At 67.3% G+C, this 22,578-nt stretch carries 20 protein-coding genes; 11 read left to right on the top strand and 9 right to left on the bottom strand.

Annotated elements, in window-relative coordinates:
* Positions 1 to 13: 13 nt before the first annotated feature.
* Both LDO86_RS19080 and LDO86_RS19075 read right to left on the bottom strand, forming a co-directional pair.
* Positions 14 to 565 (bottom strand): GNAT family N-acetyltransferase, encoded by a 552-nt coding sequence (locus tag LDO86_RS19080; protein ID WP_018772073.1) that lies wholly within the window; start codon positions 563 to 565, stop codon positions 14 to 16.
* Positions 566 to 601: 36 nt separating this feature from the next.
* Entirely contained in the window at positions 602 to 2,551 is a 1,950-nt protein-coding gene (locus LDO86_RS19075) for an FAD/NAD(P)-binding protein (RefSeq protein ID WP_018772072.1), read from the bottom strand.
* A gap of 391 nt (positions 2,552 to 2,942) precedes the next feature.
* Between LDO86_RS19075 and LDO86_RS19070 the strand changes: the two genes are divergently transcribed.
* Genes LDO86_RS19070 through LDO86_RS19040 form a run of 7 tightly spaced genes read left to right on the top strand, consistent with a single transcriptional unit; the run spans position 2,943 to position 9,250 of the window.
* Positions 2,943 to 3,908, top strand: a complete 966-nt coding sequence (locus LDO86_RS19070; protein ID WP_051081460.1) for an amino acid ABC transporter permease — start codon at positions 2,943 to 2,945, stop codon at positions 3,906 to 3,908.
* Positions 3,908 to 4,717: an amino acid ABC transporter ATP-binding protein gene (locus LDO86_RS19065; protein ID WP_018772070.1), complete on the top strand. Its 810-nt coding sequence runs from the start codon at positions 3,908 to 3,910 to the stop codon at positions 4,715 to 4,717. The genes LDO86_RS19070 and LDO86_RS19065 overlap by 1 nt, the downstream gene beginning before the upstream one ends.
* Positions 4,718 to 4,727: 10 nt before the next feature.
* On the top strand, positions 4,728 to 5,789 hold the full coding sequence (locus LDO86_RS19060) for an ABC transporter substrate-binding protein (RefSeq protein WP_018772069.1): 1,062 nt from the start codon (positions 4,728 to 4,730) through the stop codon (positions 5,787 to 5,789).
* Positions 5,786 to 6,622, top strand: a complete 837-nt coding sequence (locus LDO86_RS19055) for a DUF1684 domain-containing protein (RefSeq protein WP_018772068.1) — start codon at positions 5,786 to 5,788, stop codon at positions 6,620 to 6,622. Before LDO86_RS19060 ends, LDO86_RS19055 begins: the two co-directional genes overlap by 4 nt.
* 2 nt (positions 6,623 to 6,624) lie before the next feature.
* A complete protein-coding gene (locus LDO86_RS19050) occupies positions 6,625 to 7,710 on the top strand; it encodes an LLM class flavin-dependent oxidoreductase (RefSeq protein WP_155845666.1) in 1,086 nt (361 codons plus the stop codon).
* 11 nt (positions 7,711 to 7,721) lie between these two features.
* Positions 7,722 to 9,095, top strand: coding sequence for an NtaA/DmoA family FMN-dependent monooxygenase (locus LDO86_RS19045; protein ID WP_018772066.1), 1,374 nt, complete (start codon positions 7,722 to 7,724; stop codon positions 9,093 to 9,095).
* Complete coding sequence (locus LDO86_RS19040; RefSeq protein ID WP_155845665.1) at positions 9,092 to 9,250, top strand: hypothetical protein; 159 nt, start codon at positions 9,092 to 9,094, stop codon at positions 9,248 to 9,250. The genes LDO86_RS19045 and LDO86_RS19040 overlap by 4 nt, the downstream gene beginning before the upstream one ends.
* A gap of 256 nt (positions 9,251 to 9,506) precedes the next feature.
* On the opposite strand, the gene dctA is transcribed toward LDO86_RS19040, so the two are convergent.
* Both dctA and LDO86_RS19030 read right to left on the bottom strand, forming a co-directional pair.
* Positions 9,507 to 10,817, bottom strand: coding sequence for a C4-dicarboxylate transporter DctA (gene dctA, locus LDO86_RS19035; RefSeq protein WP_018772064.1), 1,311 nt, complete (start codon positions 10,815 to 10,817; stop codon positions 9,507 to 9,509).
* A 57-nt stretch (positions 10,818 to 10,874) separates the two neighbouring features.
* A complete protein-coding gene (locus tag LDO86_RS19030; protein WP_018772063.1) occupies positions 10,875 to 12,017 on the bottom strand; it encodes a PrpF domain-containing protein in 1,143 nt (380 codons plus the stop codon).
* A gap of 128 nt (positions 12,018 to 12,145) precedes the next feature.
* Between LDO86_RS19030 and LDO86_RS19025 the strand changes: the two genes are divergently transcribed.
* Positions 12,146 to 13,051 carry a LysR family transcriptional regulator gene (locus LDO86_RS19025; protein ID WP_018772062.1) on the top strand — a complete coding sequence of 302 codons (906 nt, stop codon included), beginning with the start codon at positions 12,146 to 12,148 and terminating at the stop codon, positions 13,049 to 13,051.
* 41 nt (positions 13,052 to 13,092) lie between these two features.
* Here LDO86_RS19025 and LDO86_RS19020 read toward each other — a convergent pair whose 3' ends face one another.
* The 5 genes from LDO86_RS19020 to LDO86_RS19000 all read right to left on the bottom strand — a co-directional run bounded on the left by LDO86_RS19020 (position 13,093) and on the right by LDO86_RS19000 (position 19,302).
* Positions 13,093 to 14,064, bottom strand: a complete 972-nt coding sequence (locus LDO86_RS19020; RefSeq protein ID WP_018772061.1) for a serine hydrolase — start codon at positions 14,062 to 14,064, stop codon at positions 13,093 to 13,095.
* A gap of 78 nt (positions 14,065 to 14,142) precedes the next feature.
* Positions 14,143 to 15,261, bottom strand: coding sequence for an extracellular solute-binding protein (locus LDO86_RS19015; protein ID WP_018772060.1), 1,119 nt, complete (start codon positions 15,259 to 15,261; stop codon positions 14,143 to 14,145).
* Between the two features lie 30 nt (positions 15,262 to 15,291).
* Complete coding sequence (locus tag LDO86_RS19010) at positions 15,292 to 17,076, bottom strand: iron ABC transporter permease (protein ID WP_018772059.1); 1,785 nt, start codon at positions 17,074 to 17,076, stop codon at positions 15,292 to 15,294.
* Positions 17,073 to 18,170 carry an ABC transporter ATP-binding protein gene (locus tag LDO86_RS19005; protein WP_018772058.1) on the bottom strand — a complete coding sequence of 366 codons (1,098 nt, stop codon included), beginning with the start codon at positions 18,168 to 18,170 and terminating at the stop codon, positions 17,073 to 17,075. Before LDO86_RS19005 ends, LDO86_RS19010 begins: the two co-directional genes overlap by 4 nt.
* 40 nt (positions 18,171 to 18,210) lie before the next feature.
* Complete coding sequence (locus LDO86_RS19000) at positions 18,211 to 19,302, bottom strand: PrpF domain-containing protein (RefSeq protein ID WP_018772057.1); 1,092 nt, start codon at positions 19,300 to 19,302, stop codon at positions 18,211 to 18,213.
* Positions 19,303 to 19,623: 321 nt separating this feature from the next.
* On the opposite strand from LDO86_RS19000, the gene LDO86_RS18995 reads away from it, so the two are divergent.
* The 3 genes from LDO86_RS18995 (at position 19,624) to LDO86_RS18985 (ending at position 22,552) form a co-directional block, all read left to right on the top strand.
* On the top strand, positions 19,624 to 20,292 hold the full coding sequence (locus LDO86_RS18995; RefSeq protein ID WP_224084155.1) for a GntR family transcriptional regulator: 669 nt from the start codon (positions 19,624 to 19,626) through the stop codon (positions 20,290 to 20,292).
* Between the two features lie 119 nt (positions 20,293 to 20,411).
* The gene (gene tcuA, locus LDO86_RS18990) at positions 20,412 to 21,875 is read left to right on the top strand and encodes an FAD-dependent tricarballylate dehydrogenase TcuA (RefSeq protein WP_018772055.1); all 1,464 of its coding nucleotides are present in this window, start codon (positions 20,412 to 20,414) and stop codon (positions 21,873 to 21,875) included.
* Positions 21,876 to 21,916: 41 nt separating this feature from the next.
* Positions 21,917 to 22,552, top strand: a complete 636-nt coding sequence (locus LDO86_RS18985) for a GntR family transcriptional regulator (protein ID WP_026266199.1) — start codon at positions 21,917 to 21,919, stop codon at positions 22,550 to 22,552.
* Positions 22,553 to 22,578 lie beyond the last annotated feature (26 nt).

The following is a 22,578-nucleotide window of genomic DNA, read 5'->3' as shown; positions in this document are numbered from 1 at the left end:
GGTGGCCGGGCGGTCAGTCCGGCCGGGAATTCCGCGGAACCGGGGCGAGCTCCTTGGTGAACGCCAGCGGTCCGATGGTTTCCGGATCGGCGTCGAGGTCGAACTGTGCCTGGTAGCCGGTGGTGAGGTAAAGGTCCTTGGCTTCGGGCTGCCGCGGGCCCGTGGTGAGGTACAGCCGGGTGTAGCCGCGGGCGGCAGCCAGGGCTTCCAGCTCGGCCAGCACCAGCCTGCCCAGACCACGACGGCGGTGGGCCGAGTGCGTCCAGATCCGCTTCAGTTCCGCGGTGGTTTCGTCATACCGGCGGAACGCGCCGCCGGCGATCGACTCGCCGTCCTCCTGGATGACCAGGAGGGCTCCGTGCGGTCCCTCGAATTCCGCGGCGGGGTAGCGGTTCAGTTCCTCTGCGGCAGCCGTGCGGCCGAACAGGTCCCCGTAGCGGGTGTCGTATTCGACGGCGAGCTCGTCCAGGAGCGGCCGGACGCGCGGATCGTGCATGGGCAGGCTGAGGACCACCAGGCTGGCGGGATCAAGCGGCCTGGGACGAAGGTGTGGTTCTGCGGTCACTGGTTATTCCTTGTCACTGGTCGTTATTGTTGCCGGTCAGTTCTGTCCGGCGGCGGCTGGTTCCGGAGTCATGGTGGCCGGGGCAGACACATCCCCGGCAGCCACGCCGCGGGCAGCGCGGAGGATGGTCCGGGCCAGGGCATCGTTCTCGCGGAACGGCGCGGCGTTCGTGTTGGGCCGGGCAAAGGCGCCCGCGCCCCAGCCCGACGTTCCCGGGCCGACGCCGAAAAGGGTGGTGTGCGGCTTGCCGCCGGCCCCCACCAGCTGGTGCTGCGGGGACACCAGGAGTTTCCCGGTGGAGTGGATGCCGTCGGAGGTCAGCAGCTGCTGCTCGCTGCCCAGGCCGCTCCCGTGCAGCGAGGCGAGCACGGGATTCAGCGAGCCGGCCACGGACGTGGCCGGCAGCCGCGCCTCGATCAGGGCCTTCGCCGTGACGGTCACCCCGGAATGGGCGGACGAAGCTACAAAAAGCCCGGTGGCCTCATCGGCGGAGACCTGGAGGCCGGGACCCAGGAACTGCAGCAGGCCGGCCCGGTGCAGCGCCAGGACCTGGCGGAGCCGGTGCGGCGGCGGACCGGAGTCCACGAAGCTGAAGAAGCCGTGCCACCAGCCGTGGATGACCTGCTGCGAGCGTGCGTTCAGCCGCTCGGGCGGGACTACGCGCCCCACCTCCATATAGACGTGCAGCAGGGCCAGGAACAGGGCGAGGGTTTCGGGGTGGTCAGGGCTGTCCCGCAGAGCCAGGTCCTGCTCGATGTATCCGGCCACCGCGTCCTGGACTTCCGCGTGATCGCTGAAGCGGCGGCCGTCGAAGGGGCGGTCCAGCCGCTCCAGGTCCAGGTGCAGGCCGGCGTCAGGGACCGCTGCGGCCACCAGGTCTTTCCGCCCGGGGCTGTACCAATCCAGTCCCGCATAGGCGGAGGCGAACCCGTCCCAGCCCATGGCGGCGCGTTCAGGGCTTCCGGTCAGAAGCTCGCGGTAATAGTAGTAGCCGGCTTCCTTGGCGATCAGGGGCCAGAGATGCCGGTGGAAGTCCAGCTCGCCATGCTGCTGCAGCAGCGCATCCACGGCGGCGGCCGTAAAGAACCGCAACGGCCCGGGAGCCTGCCCCCGGAGGGCAGCGGAAATCTTCGAGTGGTACGGCACTCCCCGCCGGGAGCCGGCCCACAGCACCGGTTCCCGTCCGGACGGAAGGTAGCGCAGCCCGCCGTCGGACATTTCCTGGAACCTGCCGCCGCGCCCTTCCATCAGGAGGACCAGCAGGTCCACGAACGCCAGGCCCATCCCGGCGACGATGACGTCCTGTCCGGGGGCAATGGGGGAGTAGTCGACGTCGGTGGTGTAGCTGGGTGCCGCGTGGCAGCCGCCGTGCCGGGCGGCGAAGTCCGTGAAGCCGGCGGACACGGCGTCCGGGAGGGAATCGGTGTGGCCCAGGGCGGTCACCACGATGTCCGCGTGCAGGGTCCGCCCGTTGGCCAGCCCAACCTGGTGGCCGCCGCCTTTCAGTTCCGTAATGCCCACGGCGGTGGTCCGGTGGACCGTGACGCTGCGGCCCAGGGACCTGGCGGCGCGGCGGAAGAACCACTCCAGGTACTGGCTCTGCAGCTGGCGGGTGGGAAAGGTGGTGCCGGTCAGGGACCGCAGCTGGTCCCACAGCGGCTGGGGAAAATCCGGGACGTCGATGATGGAGGCGTCCAGGACGCCGGCGGCCCATTCGGCCAGCGCCGGACCCGGCGCGGCGGGGCCCTGGCAGTCCACCGACTGGTCCGTGAACATGGTGATGTCCGCGGCCATGGAGTTGAGGAGGAGCCCGGGGTCCTGGTCGTACCGCCAGATGCGGCCCGAGCCCGGGATGTGCGGCTCCACCACGTGGATCTGCAGCGGCCCGGCGAAGACGTCCGGCCGGTTGGCGGCGATCCGTTCCAGCACACCCGCCGTGCGCGGCCCGCCGCCGATGAAGACGATGGCCGGGATGGTGGCTGGCATGGGCTCTCCTGACGGCGAGTGGGTGCGGGGACGGCGCGGAAGTGGCCGTCGGAGTGCCCATGCTAGGCAGCCGTGACGACGGCGGTCGAGCACCTGGTCACGGCCGTTAACTCCGCGTCACGGCGCGTTAAGGGACGCAAAAAACCGACTCATGACGCCGTGCGAAGCCCCGTGAAGTATTGCAACCATGCGCCTTGCTGGCCCGTTCCGGCCGGTCCTAGATTTGCAGCCAGCACCCCGGGGCGAGCCGCCCCGACGCCGGGCAGTCCGGCTCCAGTCAAGGAATGAGAAGTGAGGTGGCCCCGTGAGTTCAGCAACCAGGGTGGCGCAGTCAAAGCAGCCGCAACCGGCACAGCCGCAGCCGGCACAGCCCGCGGCAGCGTCACCGGCAGTGCCACCGGCAGCGCCACCGGGCAGGGCCGGCGTCCCGGAACGGGTCCCCGCGGACTATTCGTCGTACCGCGTGGTGGCCGCCAAGCATCCGTGGCGCTGGGTGGGGACTGCCGTCGTCGCCCTGGGTGTCCTGGCCGTGGCATGGTCGCTGGCCACCAACCCGCGCTGGGAGTGGGGCGTGGTGGCGCAGTGGTTCACGGCCCAGTCCGTGGTCAACGGCCTGCTGGAAACGCTGAAGCTGACCGCCATCTCCGGCGTCCTGGGGTTCGTGCTCGGCTTCATCCTGGCGCTGATGCGGCTCTCGGCGTCGCCGCTGCTGGTGTCCGTGTCCTGGACGTTCTCCTGGATCTTCCGGTCCACGCCGCTGCTGGTGCAGATGCTCCTTTGGTACAACCTGGGCTACCTGTACGAGAAGATCAGCCTGGGGATCCCGTTCACGGACGTCCGGTTCTTCGAGGTCCAGACCACCACACTGATCAGCCAGTTTGCGGCAGCAGTGCTGGGCCTGACCCTGAACCAGGCCGCCTACTCGGCCGAAATCATCCGCGGCGGCATCCTGTCAGTGGACCAGGGACAGCTGGAGGCCGCGGCCGCCCTGGGCATCCCGGCCTGGCGCCGCTCCACGCGGATCGTGCTGCCGCAGGCCATGCGCGCCATCCTGCCCACCGCGTTCAACGAGATCATCGGCCTGGTCAAGGGCACCTCGATCGTCTACGTGCTGGCCTACTCGGAGCTGTTCTACACGGTCCAGGTCATCTACAACCGCACCCAGCAGGTCCTGCCGCTGCTGCTGGTGGCCACGCTCTGGTACATCGTGATCACCTCCGTGCTGAGCGTGTTCCAGTACTACATCGAACGGCACTACTCCAGGGGTGCGGTGCGGAGCCTGCCGCTGACGCCCCTGCAGAAGGCCCGTAAGTTCTTCGCCACCCACGCGGCAGTGCCCACCCGGAGGAACCCCTGATGACTGAGACCCTTACCGCCCCCACAGCCACCCGCGGCCTGGTGGAAATCACCGGCGTCCGCAAATCCTTCGGCGCCACGGAAGTCCTCAAAGGCGTCAGCCTCACCGTGGAACCGGGCGGGGTGGCCGTGATCGTAGGCCCCTCCGGCTCCGGAAAATCCACCCTGCTGCGCACCATAAACCACCTGGAAAAGGTGGACGGCGGCCACATCACAATCGACGGACAGCTGGTGGGCTACAGACTCCGCGGCGACCGCCTGCACGAGCTGCGGGAAAAGGAGATCCTGAAACAGCGCACCGACATCGGCATGGTGTTCCAGAACTTCAACTTGTTCCCGCACCTCACCGCCCTGGAGAACGTGGCGGAAGCACCCGTCGTGGCGCAGGGGCGGTCCAGGGAGGAGGCCCGCCGCCGCGGCCTGGAACTCCTGGACCGGGTGGGGCTCAAGGACCGGGCCGACGCCTACCCCCGCCAGCTCTCCGGTGGCCAGCAGCAGCGCGTGGCCATCGCCCGGGCCCTGGCCCTGGACCCCAAGATCCTGCTGTTCGACGAGCCCACCTCCGCCCTGGATCCCGAGCTGGTCAACGAAGTGCTGGACGTCATCCGCGAACTGGCCACCTCCGGCACCACGCTGATCATCGTCACGCACGAGATGGGCTTTGCCCGCGACGTGGCGGACACCGTGGTGTTCATGGACCAGGGCCAGATCGTGGAACAGGGCACCCCCAAGGAAATTTTCAGCAACCCCCAGGAACCGCGCACCCGGAGCTTCTTCTCCAAGGTGCTGGAACCGGCCTTCAACATCTAAGGACCACCCCATGGCTTTCCCCACCCGCGGCCTCCGCCGCAGCCGCGCCCTCGCGGCGCGTCCCGCCGTCGTACTCCTCGGCACCGCACTCCTTGGCACCGCCGCGCTCGCCGGCTGCGCCGACCCCGGCGCCTCCGCCGCCGGCAACGCCAGCGGTGGAGCGCAGACGACGGCGGCACGCAACGGCGTGGTCTACAACACCTCACCGGACCAGCAGCGGATCCGGGGCGAGAAGGACGCGGCGCTCGCCGCCAAGGTCCCCGGGCTGATCGGCAAGGACGGCAAGCTGACGGTGGCCACCACCGCCGGGTCCATCCCGCTGTCCTTCCACGCCACCGACGACAAGACGCCGATCGGCTCCGAACTGGACATCGCCCAGCTGGTGGCGGACAAGCTGGGCCTGGAGCTGGACGTGCAGGTGACGTCCTGGGAGAACTGGCCGCTGAAGACCCAGTCCGGCGACTTTGAGGCTGTGTTCTCCAACGTGGGCGTGAACAAGGATCGGGTGAAGCTGTTCGACTTCGCCAGCTACCGGGCCGCGTACATGGGTTTCGAGGCCAAGAAGTCCTCCACGCACAGCATCAAGGGCGCGGACGACATCTCCGGCCTGAAGATCTCCGTGGGGTCCGGCACCAACCAGGAAAAGATCCTGCTGGCGTGGAACAAGGAGCTCGAGGGCAAGGGCAAAGCGCCGGCCACGCTGCAGTACTACTCCTCCGACGCGGACACCATCCTGGCGCTGTCCTCCGGCCGGACGGACCTGAACATCGCCCCCTACCCGTCCACCGTGTACCGCGAGAACACCCGGGACGACCTGAAGGTGGTGGGCAAGGTCAACGCCGGCTGGCCCTCCGAGACCCTGGTGGCCGCCACCACCCTGCGCGGCAACGGGCTGGCGCCGGTCATTTCCGAGGCCCTCAATTCCGTCATCAAGGACGGCTCCTACGGCAAGGTGCTGGAGCGCTGGGGCCTGTCCGAGGAAGCGCTGCCGGAATCCAAGACCATCACCGAAGAGAACTTCGCGGCCACGCAGGCATCGGCCGGCGCGGCCCCGTCAGGGAAGGCATCATGACCGCACAATCCACCGGATCAGCCCTCGAATCCTTCGACGCCGACTGGCAGGAATGGCACGCCGCCCACGAACAGCACCGCGCCCACCCGCACGGCTTCCTGGCGGTGACCCACCTGCACTGGCTGGGCAGCGAACCCGCCCGGCTGGAAGGCGTCCCGGGCACCTGGAGCGTGGCGGCCGACGTCGTCCGCATCCTTTTGGAGCCGGGTGACAGCCTGCAGCAGGACGGCACGGAGCTGAACACTGCGTCCGGGGCCACCGTTGAGCTTGGCCCCATCGAGGAGCGCGGCGGCATCAACCTGGTGTCCGGCGAGACCGTCATTGAGCTGGCCAAGCGCGGCGGCGAATACATCGTCCGGCCCCGTCATCCGGAAAACCCGCTGTTGCAGGCCTACCAGGGCACGCCCGCCTACTCGCCTGATGCCGCGTATGCCGTGCGCGGAACCTATGTGCCGTTCGAGGCGCCGAGGCCCACCACGGTGGGCGCCGCCGTCGAGGGCATCCAGCATGTGTATGAGGCGCCGGGCGAGATCCGCTTCAAGCTGGCCGGCCGGGAGCTGGCGCTGACCGCATTCAACGGCCACGCCCCCGGCGCCCTGTCCGTGCTGTTCACAGACCAGACCTCCGGCAAGACCACTTATGCCGCCAACCGCTCGCTGTCCGTGGTGCCGGCCGCAGACGGGTCCGTGCTGCTGGACTTCAACCGGGCCGTGAACCTGCCGTGCGCGTACACGGACCTGGCCACTTGCCCGCTGCCGCCGGCGGAAAACCGGCTGCCGGTGGCCATCGAGGCCGGCGAAAAGATTCCCTACGAACGTCAGGACCAGCAGTGAGCATCTCTTCAACCCGCCAGGGAGGGTTCCTTGCCCTTGAGCTCGACGGCGCCGGCTGGGACGGCGCGCACCTCACCCGGGCCGTGCTGGCAGCAGAGTCCGCGGGCTTCCATGCAGCAACCTTCACCGACGCACCCGCTCCGGGCCGCGCCAACGCGCTGCAGCGGGCGGCCTTCGCCGGACCCGCCACCCGGACCATCGCCCTGGTACCCGAGGTGGACACCGTCTACACCGAGCCGTTCCACATCTCCACCCAGCTGGCCAGCCTGGACTACGTGTCCGGCGGCCGGGCCGGGTGGATCGTGACGGCAGCCGAATCGCCGGAGGCTGCTGCCGCCGTCGGACGCCCGTCCGTGACCGGCGCTGCACTGGGTCAGGAGGCCGCGGCGTCCATCGAGGTGTCCCGGCGGCTGTGGGATTCGTGGGAGGACGACGCCGTGATCCGCGACGTGGCCACCGGCCGGTACATCGACGTGGACAAGCTGCACTATGTCGATTTTGATACGGCGGTCGATTTCGAGACTCGTGCCGATTTTGCCGGCGCCGGCTATTCCGTGCAGGGACCGTCCATCATTCCGCGGCCGCTGCAGGGGCAGCTGCCCGTGCTGGCGCCCGCGTGCCTGCTGGGGGAGGTTCCCGCGGACGCCGTGGATGCCGTGCTGGTGTCCGCACCTGCCGCCGAACTGCTGGCGGCAGAGGTCCGCGATGTGCGGTCCCGGGTGGCTGCCGGCGTTGCAGTGGTCGCCGAGCTCGACGTCGTCCTGGACTCCCGCGGGCAGGCCGCGGCGGGGCGGGTGGCTGGCTTTGGCTCCGGCCGTGCTAACTACGCCGGTTCCGCCGCCGGTCTCACGGACTTCCTCACGGAACTCCTGGAGGAGGCCGACGGCGTGCGCCTGCACCCGGCGTCGCTCTTTGTCGACCTGGAGGAACTGGGCCGCCTGGTCCTACCGGAACTGCGCCGCCGCGGAGTCCTCCGCCCGCTGGTGCAGGACGGCACCTTCCGCGACCTGCTGGGGCTTTCACGCCCGGTGAGCCGCTACGCCACCGCCGCATCCAACGCCGCTGCGCCCGCCGGCGCGGGAAAGTAAGGGGAACCACCGTGACACAGCACAACCGTGCTAAATCCGATGTCTTTGTGCCGTCGGGCCAGATCCAGTTTGGGGTCTTCTTCCAGGGCGTGAACTCCGGCACCATCTGGAAGGCCGCCGAATCGGGCTCGCAGACGGACTTCGAATCGTTCCGCCGCATCGCCCAGACCGCCGAGCGGGGGCTGTTCGCCGCGTTCTTCCTGGGCGAGGGGCTCCGCCTCCGTGAACACCTGGGCCGCCCGCACGCGCTGGACGTGGTGGGCCGGCCGGACGCGCAGACCATGCTGGCCGCGCTGGCCTCGGTGACCACAAACATCGGGCTCGTGGCCACCCAGAACACCACGTACAACGATCCCGCCGACCTGGCGCACCGGCTCGCGTCGCTGGACCTGATCTCGGGCGGGCGTGCCGCGTGGAACATCGTGACCACTGACAACGCCTGGACCGGGGCCAACTTCCGCCGCGGGGGATACCTTGACCACGCTGACCGGTACAAGCACGCGGAGGCGTTCGTGGAGACGGCCAAGCGGATCTGGGATTCGTGGGAAACCCCGGACGGTCCTGCCCGGCGGGTGGTGCACCAGGGCCAGCACTACACGGTGGACGTGACGCCGCGGCTGCCGCGCAGCGCCCAGTACCGCCCGGTGCTGTTCCAGGCCGGCGACTCGCCCGAGGGCCGCAACTTTGCTGCCCGGCAGGCTGATGTGATTTTCTCCGCGCACCCCAAGTTCGACGACGCCGTGGAGTTCCGCAAGGACCTCGTGGAGCGGTCCCTGGCCGCTGGCCGGGGTGCCAACGCCGTGCAGATCATGCCGGCCAGTGAGTTCATCCTGGCGCCCACCGCTGCGGAGGCGGCGGAGAAGAAGGAGTGGGTGCGGAGCCTGCAGATCGGCCCGCAGCAGGCCATCGCCTACCTGGAGCAGTTCTGGGGCCGCGAGCTGTCGTCGTACGATCCGGACGGACCGCTGCCGGAGATCGATCCGGTGGTGGAGGAAACGTCCGAGACCCGCGGCAGCGGCTTCCACGGCGCCAAGGCGCGGCAGCTGGCGGACCAGTGGCGGGCCGAGGCCAAGGACAAGGGGCTGTCCATCCGGCAGTTCGTCACCTCCCGCACTGCACGGGTGGATTCCACCTTCACGGGTTCGTACGTTGAGGTGGCGGACCAGCTGGCCGAGTTCGCGCGGGTGGGGGCGGTGGACGGATTCAACATCTCGCCGTGGCTCATTCCCTCCGGCCTGGACGACATCGTCAACCACCTGGTGCCGGAGCTGCAGGAACGCGGGGTGTACCCCACGGAGTACCGCGGGAACACCCTGTGGGAAAACCTTGGGCTGGAGACGCCCGTGCGTTCTTCGGATGCGGCTGCTGAGGCGGTCCGGGCGTGATGCGGCTGATGCGGCTGGCTGTTTTTGCTGGAAGGGACGACGACGGCGGCACGGCGGGTGCCGTCGTCGACCCTTCCGCGGGGGCCGGTTCCGTTGTGGCTGGTTCGTCCGGGACCGTCAGCCTGCAGCTGACGCTGTGGGAGCAGTGGGTCTAGGGCCTGTTGCCGCCCTGCCTCGCAATGCCCAGGCTGACGGCGTGGCCCCAGGGCTGGGGCGCTAGTCGGTTTCCGGGCTCTGGCAGTAGAAGCAGGTGCCGGCGTCGCAGTCTTCCGCTGTGTCCTGTTCCGTTTGGCGCTCACTCATTTCGGGTCCTTTCCGTGCGGATTGTGAAGTAGTACCCCTTGCAGGGGTTTGCCCGGGACCCCTGCCGGGATCCCGGGCAAACACTGGTGGTGGTGGCCTGGCGGCCGGTTAGTGGGCCAGGGCCGGTTCGGCCAGCTGAACCTTCTCCGCCTCGGTGGGCACGAAGCCCGCCTGGAGCTCGGAGCGGAGCTTGACCATGTCCAGCTCACCCTGCCACTTGGCGATTGCCACGCAGGAGACGATGTTGCAGACCGTGCTGGTGAGGGCACGGGCCTCGCTCATGAAGCGGTCGATGCCCACGATGAGGGCCACGCCGGCCACCGGCAGGGTGGGCATGACCGTCAGCGTCGCCACCAGGGCCACGAAACCACTTCCGGTGACGCCCGCCGCGCCCTTGGAGGTCAGCAGCATCATGCCGAGCATCAGCAGGATCTGGCCCCAGCTGAGGTGGATGTCGCAGGCCTGGGCGATGAACATGGAGGCGAGGGTGAGGTAGATGGCCGTTCCGGTCAGGTTGAAGGAGTAGCCGGTGGGGACCACCAGGCCCACAACGCTGCGGTCGCAGCCGATCCGTTCGAGCTTGGACAGCAGGCGCGGCAGGACCGGTTCGCTGGAGGACGTGGCCAGGACGATCAGGAACTCATCCTTGAAGTAGCGCAGGATCTGCCACAGGCTGAAGCCGGTCACCTTGGCCAGGATGCCCAGGCCGACCACCACGAAGACGATGCAGGCGGCGTAGAAGGCAAGGATCAGCATGCCGAGGTTTCCGATGGAGTGGGCGCCGTACTTGCCAACGGTGAAGGCCATGGCCCCGAAGGCTCCCAGCGGAGCCACCTTCATGATGTAGCCGAACATGATGAAGAGCAGCTGGTTGAAGCTGTTGACCACGTTCAGGGCCAGCTGGCCCGGTGCGCCGAGCTTGCTGAAGGCGAAGCCGCACAGCATTGCAATGACCAGCACGGGCAGGACCTCACCGTCGGCGAAGGCGCCAACGAAGGTGGTGGGGATGATGCTGAGGATGAAGTCCACGGGGTTGCTGCTGGGCAGTTGCGTGGTGTACTTCTGCGCCACCGAGGAGTCCAGGTGCGTGGGATCGATGTGCATCCCGGCGCCGGGCTGGAACAGCGTCACCGCGGCCAGGCCCAGGGCAAGGGCGAGTGCCGTCAGCGCGTAGAAGAGGCCAAGCGAACGGATCAGGGTGGGGCCCACCTTCTTGGTGTCCCGCAGCGAGGTGATGCCTCCGACGATGGTGCAGAACACGATGGGGGCGATCATGAACTTCACGAGTTTCACGAAGCCGTCGCCGATGGGCTTGAGCGATGCACCGAGGTCCGGCCACAGTGCGCCCACAACGACGCCGAGGGCGACTCCGATGAGTACCTGGACATACAGGTGTCCGAGGATGGATTTGATCTTCATTGAACAACTTCCTGGTTGGTGCGGCCCCTTAATGATGGGGCAAAGAGATAAGGGGTTTTAGGCAGACAGCTCGGCGGCCGGGGCCACGTCGATATCTGCGGTGGCGATGTGGCGGGCTGCCCGGTGGAGGGCCACTTCGCTGACGGCGCCGGTGTCATCGGTGATGATTTCGGCGGTGATCACGCCGGCGGGCGTCCCGACCCGCAGCAAGCGGGGAGTTCCGGTGCCGGTGGAGGGTGATTGGCCTGCTGCGTTGGCTACGACCGATGACTGCAGCGAGGATGCAAGGGCAACTGCCACGGCTGAGGTCAGGCCGATGGCCGGGTGGGGTGCGAGCATGGACAGCATCCGCACCCGCACGTCGTGGCTGCCGGCGGTGATGGTTGTTCCGTCCGCGGCGATGTAGTCGCCGGCTGGCGCCACAACCCCGACTTTCGGGACAGCGTTCTGCGGCGGATCCTCAGGCTTCCGCAGCCCCATGATGAGGCCGGCTGATGCCCGTGCCGCGATGAGGTCCGGCAGCTGGGCAGTGAGGTTGTCCGTCATTGAGGAAAGATCGACGCCGGCCTGGTCGGCTGCGAGGAGCACGGCAGGGGCCCCGGCGTCCACCATCGTTGCGCCCAGCGTCCTGCCGTTGACCTGGAGTTGGTCCACGGTGTTGCCGGTAGGCAGGAGTGCACCGGTGTTCTGGCCCCAGGGGCCGTGGAACGAGAGGCTGACGGGAACACCGGCGGCGCTGCTGCCCGGAACCCGTGCCAGGCCGGACTTGGGAATGTGGCCGCCGGGAGTTGGAACCGCTCCGCTGAGCACGGCGCCGGAAGTGACGTGGCGCATGCGGACCTTGGTCATGCCGTCCCGGGCGGGAACGATGCCCGTCTGGACGGCGAACAGGGCAATGGCGGTGGCGCAGTTGCCGCAGTTGGAACCCAGCTCAACGGTGGGGTCACCGATCCCCACCTGGGCGAAAAGGTAGTCGAGGTCTGCCTCGGCACCAGGGGTTGCCCAGATGACCGCAGCCTTTGACGTGGTGGACGTTCCGCCCCCGACGCCGTCCAGCTGCCGCGCATCCGCTGCGCCGAAAGCGGCTGACAGCAGTGCGGGGATTTCCTCGCGGGTGGGGGCGTGGAGGGCCACGTCCCTGGCATCGAAGAGCCAGCACTTGCTGGTGCCGCCCCGGTACCAATGTCCTTTGAGTCCCACTGTATTTCTCCCTCGTAACTTGCAGGTGCTCTACTTCACAGCACCTTGTACTTCTACGATCCGGGATGGGAGCCTTCAGCACAATCGCAAATAAATGGACGACTATCTACTTTTGCTAAACTCAGTGCATGGCAATCCTCGATCTCCACCGGCTCCATGTGCTCCGTGAGGTGGGCCGTTCCGGCTCCCTGACCTCGGCTGCTGCCGCCCTTTCCTTCACCACCTCGGCGGTGTCGCAGCAGATAGCCAAACTCGAACAGGAGATGGGCGTGGTCCTCATCGAGCGCCATCCCCGGGGCGTGGTCCTGACCGAGGCGGGGCACGCCCTGCTGCACTACGCCGACGACATCGACAGGACCGTTGAAGCTGCCCGCGCCGAAATGGGGGAGTTCGCGGGCCTTCGGCGGGGCCAGCTCCGGCTTGGGACCTTTCCCACCGGCGGGGCCTCCCTGATGCCCGACGTTGTGCTGGCGTTCCGCGCCCGCCACCCGGAGGTGGCAGTGACGGTTGTCAGCGCCCGCCGGGACGGACTGCTGGAGCGGCTGCGGCGGCGGGAAATCGAACTGACGCTGCTGTGGGACTATCCCTGGCAGCAGATCGAGGACCCTGACCTGGCCCTGGTCAGGCTGACGAACGATCCAACTGTGCTGCTGGTACCGCGGGAGCACCCCATTGCGAAACTGGGCTCGGTCCGCATCGGCGCCTTGAGCGACCAGGAATGGGTGGTGCGCGATGAGCACCCCGTGGCCGACGTCCTCAGCCGGGTATGCCGCGACGCCGGGTTCGAACCGCGGATCGCCTTCGCCGCCAACGATTACCAGGAGACACAGGGCATGGTGGCGGCCGGTATCGGGATCGCCCTGGCACCCAGGCTGGCGCTGACGGCCCTGCGGCCCGACGTCGTGGCGGTCCCGCTCGCCGGGTCCCCAAAGCGCCGGATCCTCCTGGCCCACCTGGCAAACCGGCGGCTCAGCCCCGCGGCGCAGCAGGCAACCAAGGTGTTCCGTTCCATCGCCAAGGGCGCAGCTTCCTGACAAAGGAGGGTGCCGCCGTCGTACGGTGCCTTTCCTGACGCCTACCGGGCCAGGGGCCCGGCAACCAGCGCCCGGGCAAGGTCCATGAATTCGGCGTGGGTCACCGGAGCGGGGCCTGCCGTCGAGGCAGCTGCCGTGTGGGTGTTCCGGGCGACGGCGAAGCTGTCGCTGACGAAGCGCCGGTGCACAATGACGCTCCCGATCGCCGGCAGGACCAGCAGGAACTGGCCGTAGTTGCCCTCCGCCAGGAACGCCCCCTCCCACTGCGGGCCGGATTCCCGGGGGAGCCACCACAGGTAGCCGTAGTCGCAGTTGCCAAAACCGGTGGCCGGCGCCATGTCTGCGCGCCTGACATAGGTGGCCACGCTGTCCCTGACCCACTCCCGGGGGACATGCTGCCGTCCCTCCCACTGGCCGCCGGCAGCCATCAGCATCCCGATCTTGGCCAGGTCCCGGGCGGAGAGGAAGAAGTGGTAGGCAGGGAAGGCGGACTTTCGGGCGTCCCCCAGCATGCGCTGGCGTGTGGGGTCGTAGTCGTCGAACCCCAGCGGACCGGCCAGGTGCTTCTGGAACGCTTCGAAGACGGTCAGGCCGCTGGCCTTCTCGAAGATCGCGCCCGCGGCGTTGAAATCCCAGTTGTTGTAGAGGAAATACTGCCCCGGTGCTTTTGTGCCACGTGAAGGGAAGGCATCCTCGTCACTGCCCGGGCTGGAGGGCGGATGGTAGACGCCCGAACGCGACGTCAACAGGTCACGGAGCCGGGCCGTCCGCTCGATGGGCAGCAGGCCGCCAACATCATCAACACCGAGCTCATCGACTGTGGCGTCGAGGCTGACCGTGCCGGCGTCCGCCTGGATTCCGAAAAGGATCGAAAGCAGGCTCTTGCGCACGGAGGCGACGTAACCGGCGCGGGTGGTGTCGCCGAGTTCAAGGATGGTCCTGCCGTCCTGGCGGACCAGCAGGGACGAGGTGCTCCGGGGCACCGGAAGTGCGGGGACGTGGACGGCGGTCACGGGGCTCCTGGTGATGGGTGAATGAAAAAAGCCCGGGGACCCGGCGGAGGCCGGGTCCCCGGGCACGGGATTGCGGGGTTACTTGGTGTAGCCGAAGACCTGGTTCCACTTGGCAAGGTCGTCCTTGCCGTAGGTCACGGCGTCGGTGTTCTGCATGCGGTAGACCTTGCCGGAATCGACGGCGGGGAGCGTCACGCCCATGATGGTGGGCGGTGCCACGTCGGTGCGGACCGGGTATTCACCGATCTGCGCAAAGACCTGCTGGCCCTGCTTGGAAAGGTTGTAGTTCATGAAGACCTTCGCGGCTTCCACGTTCGTGGCGGTGCCCGTCATGCCCAGGTAATAGTCGTACGAGACGAGTCCTTCCTCGGGGACGATGAACTTGACCGGGGCCTTGTCCTGGACGGCCGAGATGTTGGTGCCGCTGATGGTGACCGTGCCCACGGCCACTTCACCGCGGGCCAGCGCCGTGGCTTCAGCACCCAGGGAGTCGTAGATCTTGGGCTTCTGCGCAGCGTACCTGGCGAAGTAGTCGCCGCCCATCTTGGTTTCCATGAACCTGTTCAGCGCAGCGGTGCTGCCGCCCGAGCCGCCCTGGACGATGCCCAGCTTGCCCTGCCACTTGCCGCCGACGGCATCCGCCCAGGACTTGGGGGCATCGGCTTCCTTCACCAGCTGGGTGTTGTAGCCCAGGGTGTAGACGGAGTTGAACATGCGGGTGAACTGGCCGCCGTCCACGGAAACGTCCTTGAGGGCCGAGGCGCCGGGTACGTCATAGGCCTTCCAGACCTTGGCGTCCTCCATGGACTTGGCAATCCGGTAGTCGGAGGTGCGGATGACGTCGGCGCTGAGCTTGCCGGCGCCCTGTTCGGAGAGAACGCGTTCGGAGAGCTTGTTCGGGGTGAGCCGGACGACGTTGACCTTGATGCCGGTGTCCTTGGTGAAGGCGTCAACCAGCGCGCTTTCAGAGGAATCGGTGTAGCCGGAGTAGAGGGACAGGGTCTGGGTCTTGGCCTTCTCGTAGGTGTCCTTGTCCGCGATGGATTCGCCGTTGATCACCAGTCCGTTGTCGGTGTTCACAGCTGCGGTGGCAGTGACCACGCCGGCACTCTGGGCGGGGCTTCCGCACCCGGCCAGGCTGAGGGCGAGCAGCACTCCGGCTGCGGTGAAGGCGGGAAGTTTGGACGCTAACTTCATTGTGGGTGTCCCTTTCAAAGGTGGGTGAGGTCAGTTCTTGGTCTTGCGTTCGCCGCCGACTTTTTGGGCGATGACGGCGAGGATTCCGATGACGAGGCAGTACAGGACGCTGACGGCGGCAGCTGCCTGGCTCTGGCCGTTGTCGAAGTTGTCGAACACGAGGATGGACAGGATCCGGGTGTTCGAGGTGAAGAGGAAGATGGAGGCGCTGAGCTCACGCATGGACAGCATGAGGAACAGCAGGAACGAGGACATGATGCCGACGCGCATCAGGGGCAGGGTGACGTCCAGGACGGACCGGGTCCGTCCGGCGCCGAGCATGACCGCGCTGTCCTCGAGGTCCTGGTCCATCTGGAGCATCGATGCGGAGACGCCGCGGTAGCCCTGGGGCATGAACACTGCAACGCAGGCGACGGCGAGGATCGCCAGGGTGCCGTAGATGGGCAGGGGCAGCAGCAGCCAGGTCCAGAGCAGTCCGATGCCCATCACGATGGCGGGGACGGCAAGGGGGGTCATGGCGACCAGTTCGATCAGCCGTCCCACCTTGGACTTGGTGCGGTAGCGGATGTAGGAGGCGATGAAGCTGAGGGTGGTGCCGGCGAATGCCGCGATCAGGGCCACCAGGACACTGTTCTTGAGGGCGAGCTGGAAATCGTTGGATCCGAGGACTTCGATCAGCTTGGCGAAGCTGAGGGAATTGGCCTCCAGCAGCTGCGACATCGAGGACACGAAGGGGGTGGCCTGCATGGACGCGGCGAGCAGTGCGAGCATGGGCAGGACGACGGACACCGCGAAGTAGGCCAGGGCCAGGATGGTGAAGGGCCAGCGCATCTTGCGCAGCGGCACCTGCCGGGGACGGTTGCCCTTGCCGGTCATGGTGGTGAATTTGCGCTTGTTGATGATGCGCTGCTGGATGAGGGTCACGGCCATCAGCGCAACGGTCAGGATCACGGCGACGCTGGCAGCCTGGTTGCTCTTGGCCGGAGTGGCACTCATGAGGCGGTAGATATAGGTGGGCAGCGTGTCCACGCCGGCGGGGTTGCCGATGACCTGGGCCACGGGGAAGTTTTCCATCGTCAGCGCGAAGACCAGGACGGCGGAGCCCAGGATGGCCGGCAGGGCCAGGGGCAGGGTGACGGTCCGCAGCATGGTGCGCAGCGGAGCCCCGTGGACGGTGGCTGCCTCTTCGAGGTCGGCGTTCATCATCGACAGCGAGCTGTGCAGCAGCAGGAAGGCGTACGGGGCGTAGAAGATTCCCAGCACGAACACCAGGCCCGGGAGGCTGTAGATGTTGATGGCGGCGTCAATGCCCAGGTCGCGGAGGAAGATGTTGATGTAGCCGGCGCTGGGCGAGCAGAGCAGGGACCAGGCCAGGGCGCCCACCAGGGCGGGGATGAACATCGGCGCCATGCCGATGAAGAAGATGAACTTCCGCCACGGCGCATCGGAGCGGGCGCACACGAAGGCCAGGAATGCGCCGATCAGCAGGGCGATGAGTGCCGAGCCTGCGCCGACCATGAGCGAGTTGACCAGGGCCCCGAGTGCTTCCGGGGTGGCCAGCAGTGCCAGGTTGGACAGCGTCAGGCCGCCCAGGGAGATGCTGCCCGGCCGGGGAACGCTGTCCGAGAACGCGGCGAGCAGGACCAGGGCAAGGGGGAGGACGATGAGGACGCCGAGGATCACCAGGACGATCAGGCCCGGCGTGTTCTTCCGGAGGCCGGCAAGGGTCCGGGCAGAGCGGTAGTTCCGGGGTTCGGGCTTCGGCGCCAGGCGGGCCTCGACGCGGCTGGCCGCCTCGGTGGTCTTGAGGCTCATGCGAGGACCTCAGCCGGCAAGATCTGGACTTCGCGGGGGTTGACGGTGACCCACACGCGGTCCCCCACCTTGTGCTGTTCGCCGCGCCTCAGCCCGCCCAGTGCGTCCAGTTCGGGCCCGGATTCCAGCTGGATGGCGTACCGGATGTCGTTCCCCTGGAAGCCCGCCACGCGTACCGTCCCCGGCCACGAGTTGGGGTGTTCGGTGGGCATGGCGGTGATCTGCAGGTCCTCGGCCCGGATGCAGACCTTGGGGGATGCGCCCGCATCACTGGCCTGCTGCGCCGACTGAATGGTGAGCTCACTGTTGGCGATGCGTGCCGTGGTGGCGCCGGTGGCCGTGCCCTCCGGGGTGCAGTCCATGATGTTGGAAACACCCAGGAAGTGGGCGATCGAGGCGCTGGCGGGTGCCTCGTACATGTGCTGCGGGGCGCCCATCTGCACAATCCGGCCGCCCTGGAGCAGGGCGATGCGGTCTGCCAGGGCGAAGGCTTCGTGCTGGTCGTGGGTGACGTACACGCAGGTGAGCCCCAACTGGAGCTGGATCTCACGCAGTTCAACCCGGAGCCGGTCACGCAGGCGGGCGTCAAGGTTGGAGAGCGGTTCGTCGAGCATGAGCACGCTGGGCCGCATGACCAGGCTGCGTGCCAGGGCCACGCGCTGCATCTGGCCACCGCTGAGCAGGCTGGCGCCGCGGTCGGCGTAGGGCTCCAGGCCGACCAGCGTGAGCGCCTCCCTGACGCGCTCATCGATTTCGCTCTTGGAGAGCTTCTTCTGCTTGAGCGAATAGGCAACGTTCTGGGCAACCGTCATGTGCGGCCATACCGCGTAGGACTGGAAGACCATGCCGACGTTGCGCTTGTTCGGGGGCAGGTTGATGCCCTTTTCGGAGTCGAAGACCACAACGTCGTCGATGATGATCCGCCCCGAGGTGGGCTCCTCCAGGCCGGCGATGCAGCGCATCGTGCTGGTCTTGCCGCAGCCCGACTGGCCCAGGAGGACCAGTGCCTCGCCGTCTTCAATGTCGAGGTTGAGGTTTTCGATGGCAGTGAAGCTTCCGTACTTCAGCTGCAGGTTTTGAATGCTGATTTTCATGGCTGATTCCTTGGGCTGGGTTTTTCCTGTAGGGGTTTCTTCAGTCACTTGGCACCAGGATGGTGCTTTCGCTGATGACGCGGGCCGAGCGTTGAAAGGAGACTTCAGCGGGATCGGCGGCATCCAATGCCAGCGCCGTCTTGCCTTTCAGTAAGTGGATAAAGAGTCCGGCCTCCGCCGCCGGAACCACGTTGCGCTGCACCACGCTGCCTGCGGTCCCCGAAGCAGCCGCGACGGCGACCGCGCTGGTGAGGCCGATGGCGGGGTGCAGCGCGCTCATCGAGATCATCCGGGCCGAAACGCCGGTTGCGCCTGCGGGCGGAGGGCCCACGACGCCAACCTTCGGAATGGAGCTGAGGTTCTGCGGCAGCCCCATCCTGCGGGCGGCCGCAGCGCGCAACTGCGGAGCGATCCGGACCAGCGCCTCCAAGGCTTCCTCGCTGGCGGTTGCGTCCAGCCCCAGGTCCTGTGCGGCAAAGAGTGCAGCCGGGGCGCCCGCGTCGATCAGTGTCGCCTGGTACCGCTTCCCGTCGACCTCGATGTCATCCGTGGCGTTGCCTGTGGGGAACTGTGCACCGTAGCTGGACCAGGAGGACTTCTGGAAGATGACGTCGATGGGGACGCCGGGGTAGTGCTGGCCGTCGAGGCGCCGCCCGCCGTAGGCCGGTACCTGCGCCCCCGGTGTGGGGATCTCGCAAACGAGGCGCAGCCCGGTCACGGTGTTCAGGATGGGGACCCGGGTGACTTCCCCGGTGGGAGCGACCAGCCCGGCATGGAGCGCGTAGAGGCCCAGCGCTGTTGCGCAGTTGCCGCAGTTGCTGGCCCACTCGACTGCCGGCTTGTCGATGGCCACCTGGGCGAACCGGTAGCGGACCGTTCCGTCCCGGTCGGTGCCGGCCACGGTGATCGCCTTGCTGGTGGTCGACGAGGCGCCGCCTACTCCGTCGATCTGGCGGAGATCCGGCGAACCGAAGGTGCGGATGAGGAGACGGTCCGTCTCCAGGGCGTCAGCCGGAAGGTCCTCGTCCCGGAATATCCAGCACTTGCTGGTGCCGCCACGGACGAGGGTGGCCGGCACCGGGGTGACCGGGAGGGTGCCGGCGTGCGGCTCTTCCCTGAATAGAAGCGTCATTGGTTCTCCTGAAAAACCCCGGGCTACCGTGTGCAGCCGCCGGATGAATGTTCAAAGCTGAGCAAACCGGAATCCGGTAATTACCCTGCTGTATGGCGTTGGTCACAAACGGTATACCGTTCATATGACTTAAGCAACAGTCTTCAAAAGATGAATACCGAAAGGGGAGTGTGGGTGCCCGGTGCTTTTGGGGAGAGTGTGCGAAATATCGGCACGGTGTTCACAGCCCGCCGGAACGGTATGCAGTGCGCTAGAATTGCGGCTAAAGGTATGGCGCCGGCGCGTCCTGCCGCTTGTTTGCATGAAGACCGGAGGCCGCCCGTGGCGTCGCAATCAGAGACAAGCCCCTACCTGATGATCAGGAACGCCATCATCTCGCAGGAGCTGCCTCCCCGTGCCCAGCTCGTTGAAAGCGCCCTGGCCAAGAAGTACAACGTCTCCCGGACGCCCATCAGGGAAGCCTTGCGGCGCCTCGAAACCGAAGGGCTCGTGGAGCGCTACGGTTCACGCATGCAGGTGCGGGAGTACCGCCCGGAGGAGATGCTGGACCTCTATGAGGTGCGGACCTTCCTGGAGGAGGCGGCCGCAAAAACTGCGGCTCTCCGGCACACGGACATGGACCTGATGCTGATCGACCGCGCGCACCAGGCCATGGTCACCCTTGATTTCGATGCTGCCACTCCGGCTGAACTGGCCGCCGCCAACCGCACCTTCCATGAGCGCATCTGGGCCGCCAGCCACAGCGCCGCCCTCCTTGACCTGCTCGACCGGATCCTGGTCCACTTCATCCGCTACCCCGGCACCACGCTCTCCACCAAGGAGCGCTGGGGCCGCGTGCTGAAGGAGCACGAGGAGCTGCTGGTTGCCATCCGCGCACGGAACGCGGAGGAGGCCGGCCGCATCGCCAGCGCCCACATGGACGAAGCAAAGAACATCCGCATCCAGATGTACATCGACGCCCAGGAAATCAGCCACCCGCGCCTGGGGTAGCCACCACCTCCGGCACTCACCCTCTCCTGCCATGCCCCCAAGCATGTGCCGCCATCCCATTGCATGCGACGGCATACTTATGTATACAATCGTGTACAGCGATGGAGCTGAGGAGATTGATGATGATCAAGAGCGACGTTTTGGTAGTGGGCGGCGGCAACGCTGGATTTGCGGCAGCACTTGCAGCCGCCGAGCGTGGACGCAAAGTTGTCCTGCTGGAAAAGGCGCGGGAAGCCGCCTCGGGCGGCAACAGCTTCTACACCGCCGGTGCCACGCGCATCTCCCACGACGGGCTCCAGGAGCTCATCGAATTCGTGGAACCGGATGAGCGGCACGCCGCCAGCGAAGTCCCCGCGTACACCGCTGCCGAATACCTTGCCGATCTGTCCAAGGTCTCTGAAGGGCGCAACGACCCCGAACTGTCCGCAGTCCTGGTCAACGAAAGCAACCCGACCTTGCGCTGGCTTCAGGGCATGGGACTCAAATACCGCCTGATGTACGAACGCCAGGCGTACCGGACCCAGGACGGCGGGTATCTGTTCTGGGGCGGACTGCACGTGGGCAACGTGGGCGGCGGCAAGGGACTCATGGCCGACCACCGCGCCGCCGCAGAGCGCATGGGCGTGGAGGTTATCTATGATTGCGCAGCCACCGGACTGGTCAAGGAGGACGGCCGCGTGTGCGGGGTCCGGTACCGCAGCTCATCCGAAGAAGGTGAGCTCCGGGCCGAGTCGGTCATCCTCGCCTCGGGAGGGTTCGAAGCCTCGCCTGAACTGCGCCGCCGGCACCTGGGGGAGGGCTGGCAGAACGCGAAGGTGCGCGGCACGCCGGGCAACACTGGGGAGATGATCCTCGCTGCGCTGGACGCCGGGGCGGCCAGGGGCGGCGACTGGTCCACGTGCCACAGCGTGGCCTGGGACGCCTGGCACCCGGAGAACGAGAGCAACCTGGCGCTCACCAACCAGCTCACCCGCGGCGGGTACCCGCTGGGCATCGTGGTGAACAGCGACGGGAAGCGGTTCGTGGACGAGGGCGCCGACTACCGCAACTACACCTACGCGAAGTACGGCCGGGACATCCTTGCCCAGCCGGGCTCGGCCGCCTTCCAGATCTTTGACGCTTCTTCCCGCCCCATGCTGCGCGCCGAGGAGTACGACATGCCGGGCGTCTCGGTGGTCACCGCTCCAACCCTCGCCGAGCTGGCCCAAAAGGCCGGTATCAGCCCCGAGGGTTTGGAGGAGACGGTGCACAACTTCAATGCTTCGATCACCGGCAGCTCGCCCTTCGACCCCAACGTCAAGGACGGACGCCGGGCCGACACCCAGCCGCCGAAGAGCAACTGGGCCCGCAGCATCGCCACCGGCCCGTTCTACGCTTTCCCGGTGACCTGCGGCATCACCTTCACCTTCGGTGGCCTCAAGACGGACACCTGGGGCCGCGTGCTCACCGAAGACGCGGAGCCGCTCGAAGGGCTGTATGCCTGCGGGGAAGCGCTGGGCGGACTGTTCAGCGGAAACTACCCCGGCGGCTCCGGGCTTGCGGCGGGCGCCGTCTTCGGCCGCCGTGCCGGCTCCATCGCCTAGGCAACCCAGCAGCCCCCACCAGCAACGGAAAAGAGGAAAAAGTGGCCAGTCCCATCCACCAGCGGCTTCGCGAGGATGTTCTCGCGAGTGTCTTTGCGCCTGACGAGCCGCTCACGGAGGCGAAGCTCACTGAGCGGTACGGGGCATCCCGGACACCTGTGCGGGAGGCGCTGCAGCGGCTGGAACAGGACGGGCTGGTGGAACGGCGCGGCAAGGCGGTGGTGGTCCGTACGCATTCAGCCGAGGAGATCATCGACATCTACGAGTCGAGGATCATCCTGGAGCAGGCCGCCGCGGCCAAGGCTGCCGTCAAGGCAACCGCCCTGGACCGCCAGCTGCTCACGGGGCTGCTGGCGCAGATGCAGCAGCTGGATCCCAATGATGGCCGGGCGCTCGCGGAAACCAACCGCGCCTTCCATGCCCAGCTGTGGCACGCCACCCACAGCCCGTCGCTGATCGGACTGCTGGAACGCCTTGACCAGCAGGTGCGCCGGTACACCCTCACCACCCTGACCTACCCGGGAAGGTGGCCGGTGGTGCTGGCGGACTACGCCGAGCTGCTGGACGCCATCGGGGACGGCGACTCCGAGCGCGCGGGTGAGATCGCCGCCCGCCACATGTCCGACGCCTTGAACATCAGGCTGAAGATGTACGCCGACGATCCCAGGACGCTCTAGGCCGCCGGCGACCGCGGGCATCCGCA

Origin of the sequence: Arthrobacter sp. StoSoilB19 (assembly GCF_019977275.1) — a bacterium.
Classification (GTDB): domain Bacteria; phylum Actinomycetota; class Actinomycetes; order Actinomycetales; family Micrococcaceae; genus Arthrobacter.
Note: the sequence above shows the minus strand (reverse complement) of the source record. Positions and strands in the feature narration are given on the sequence as shown.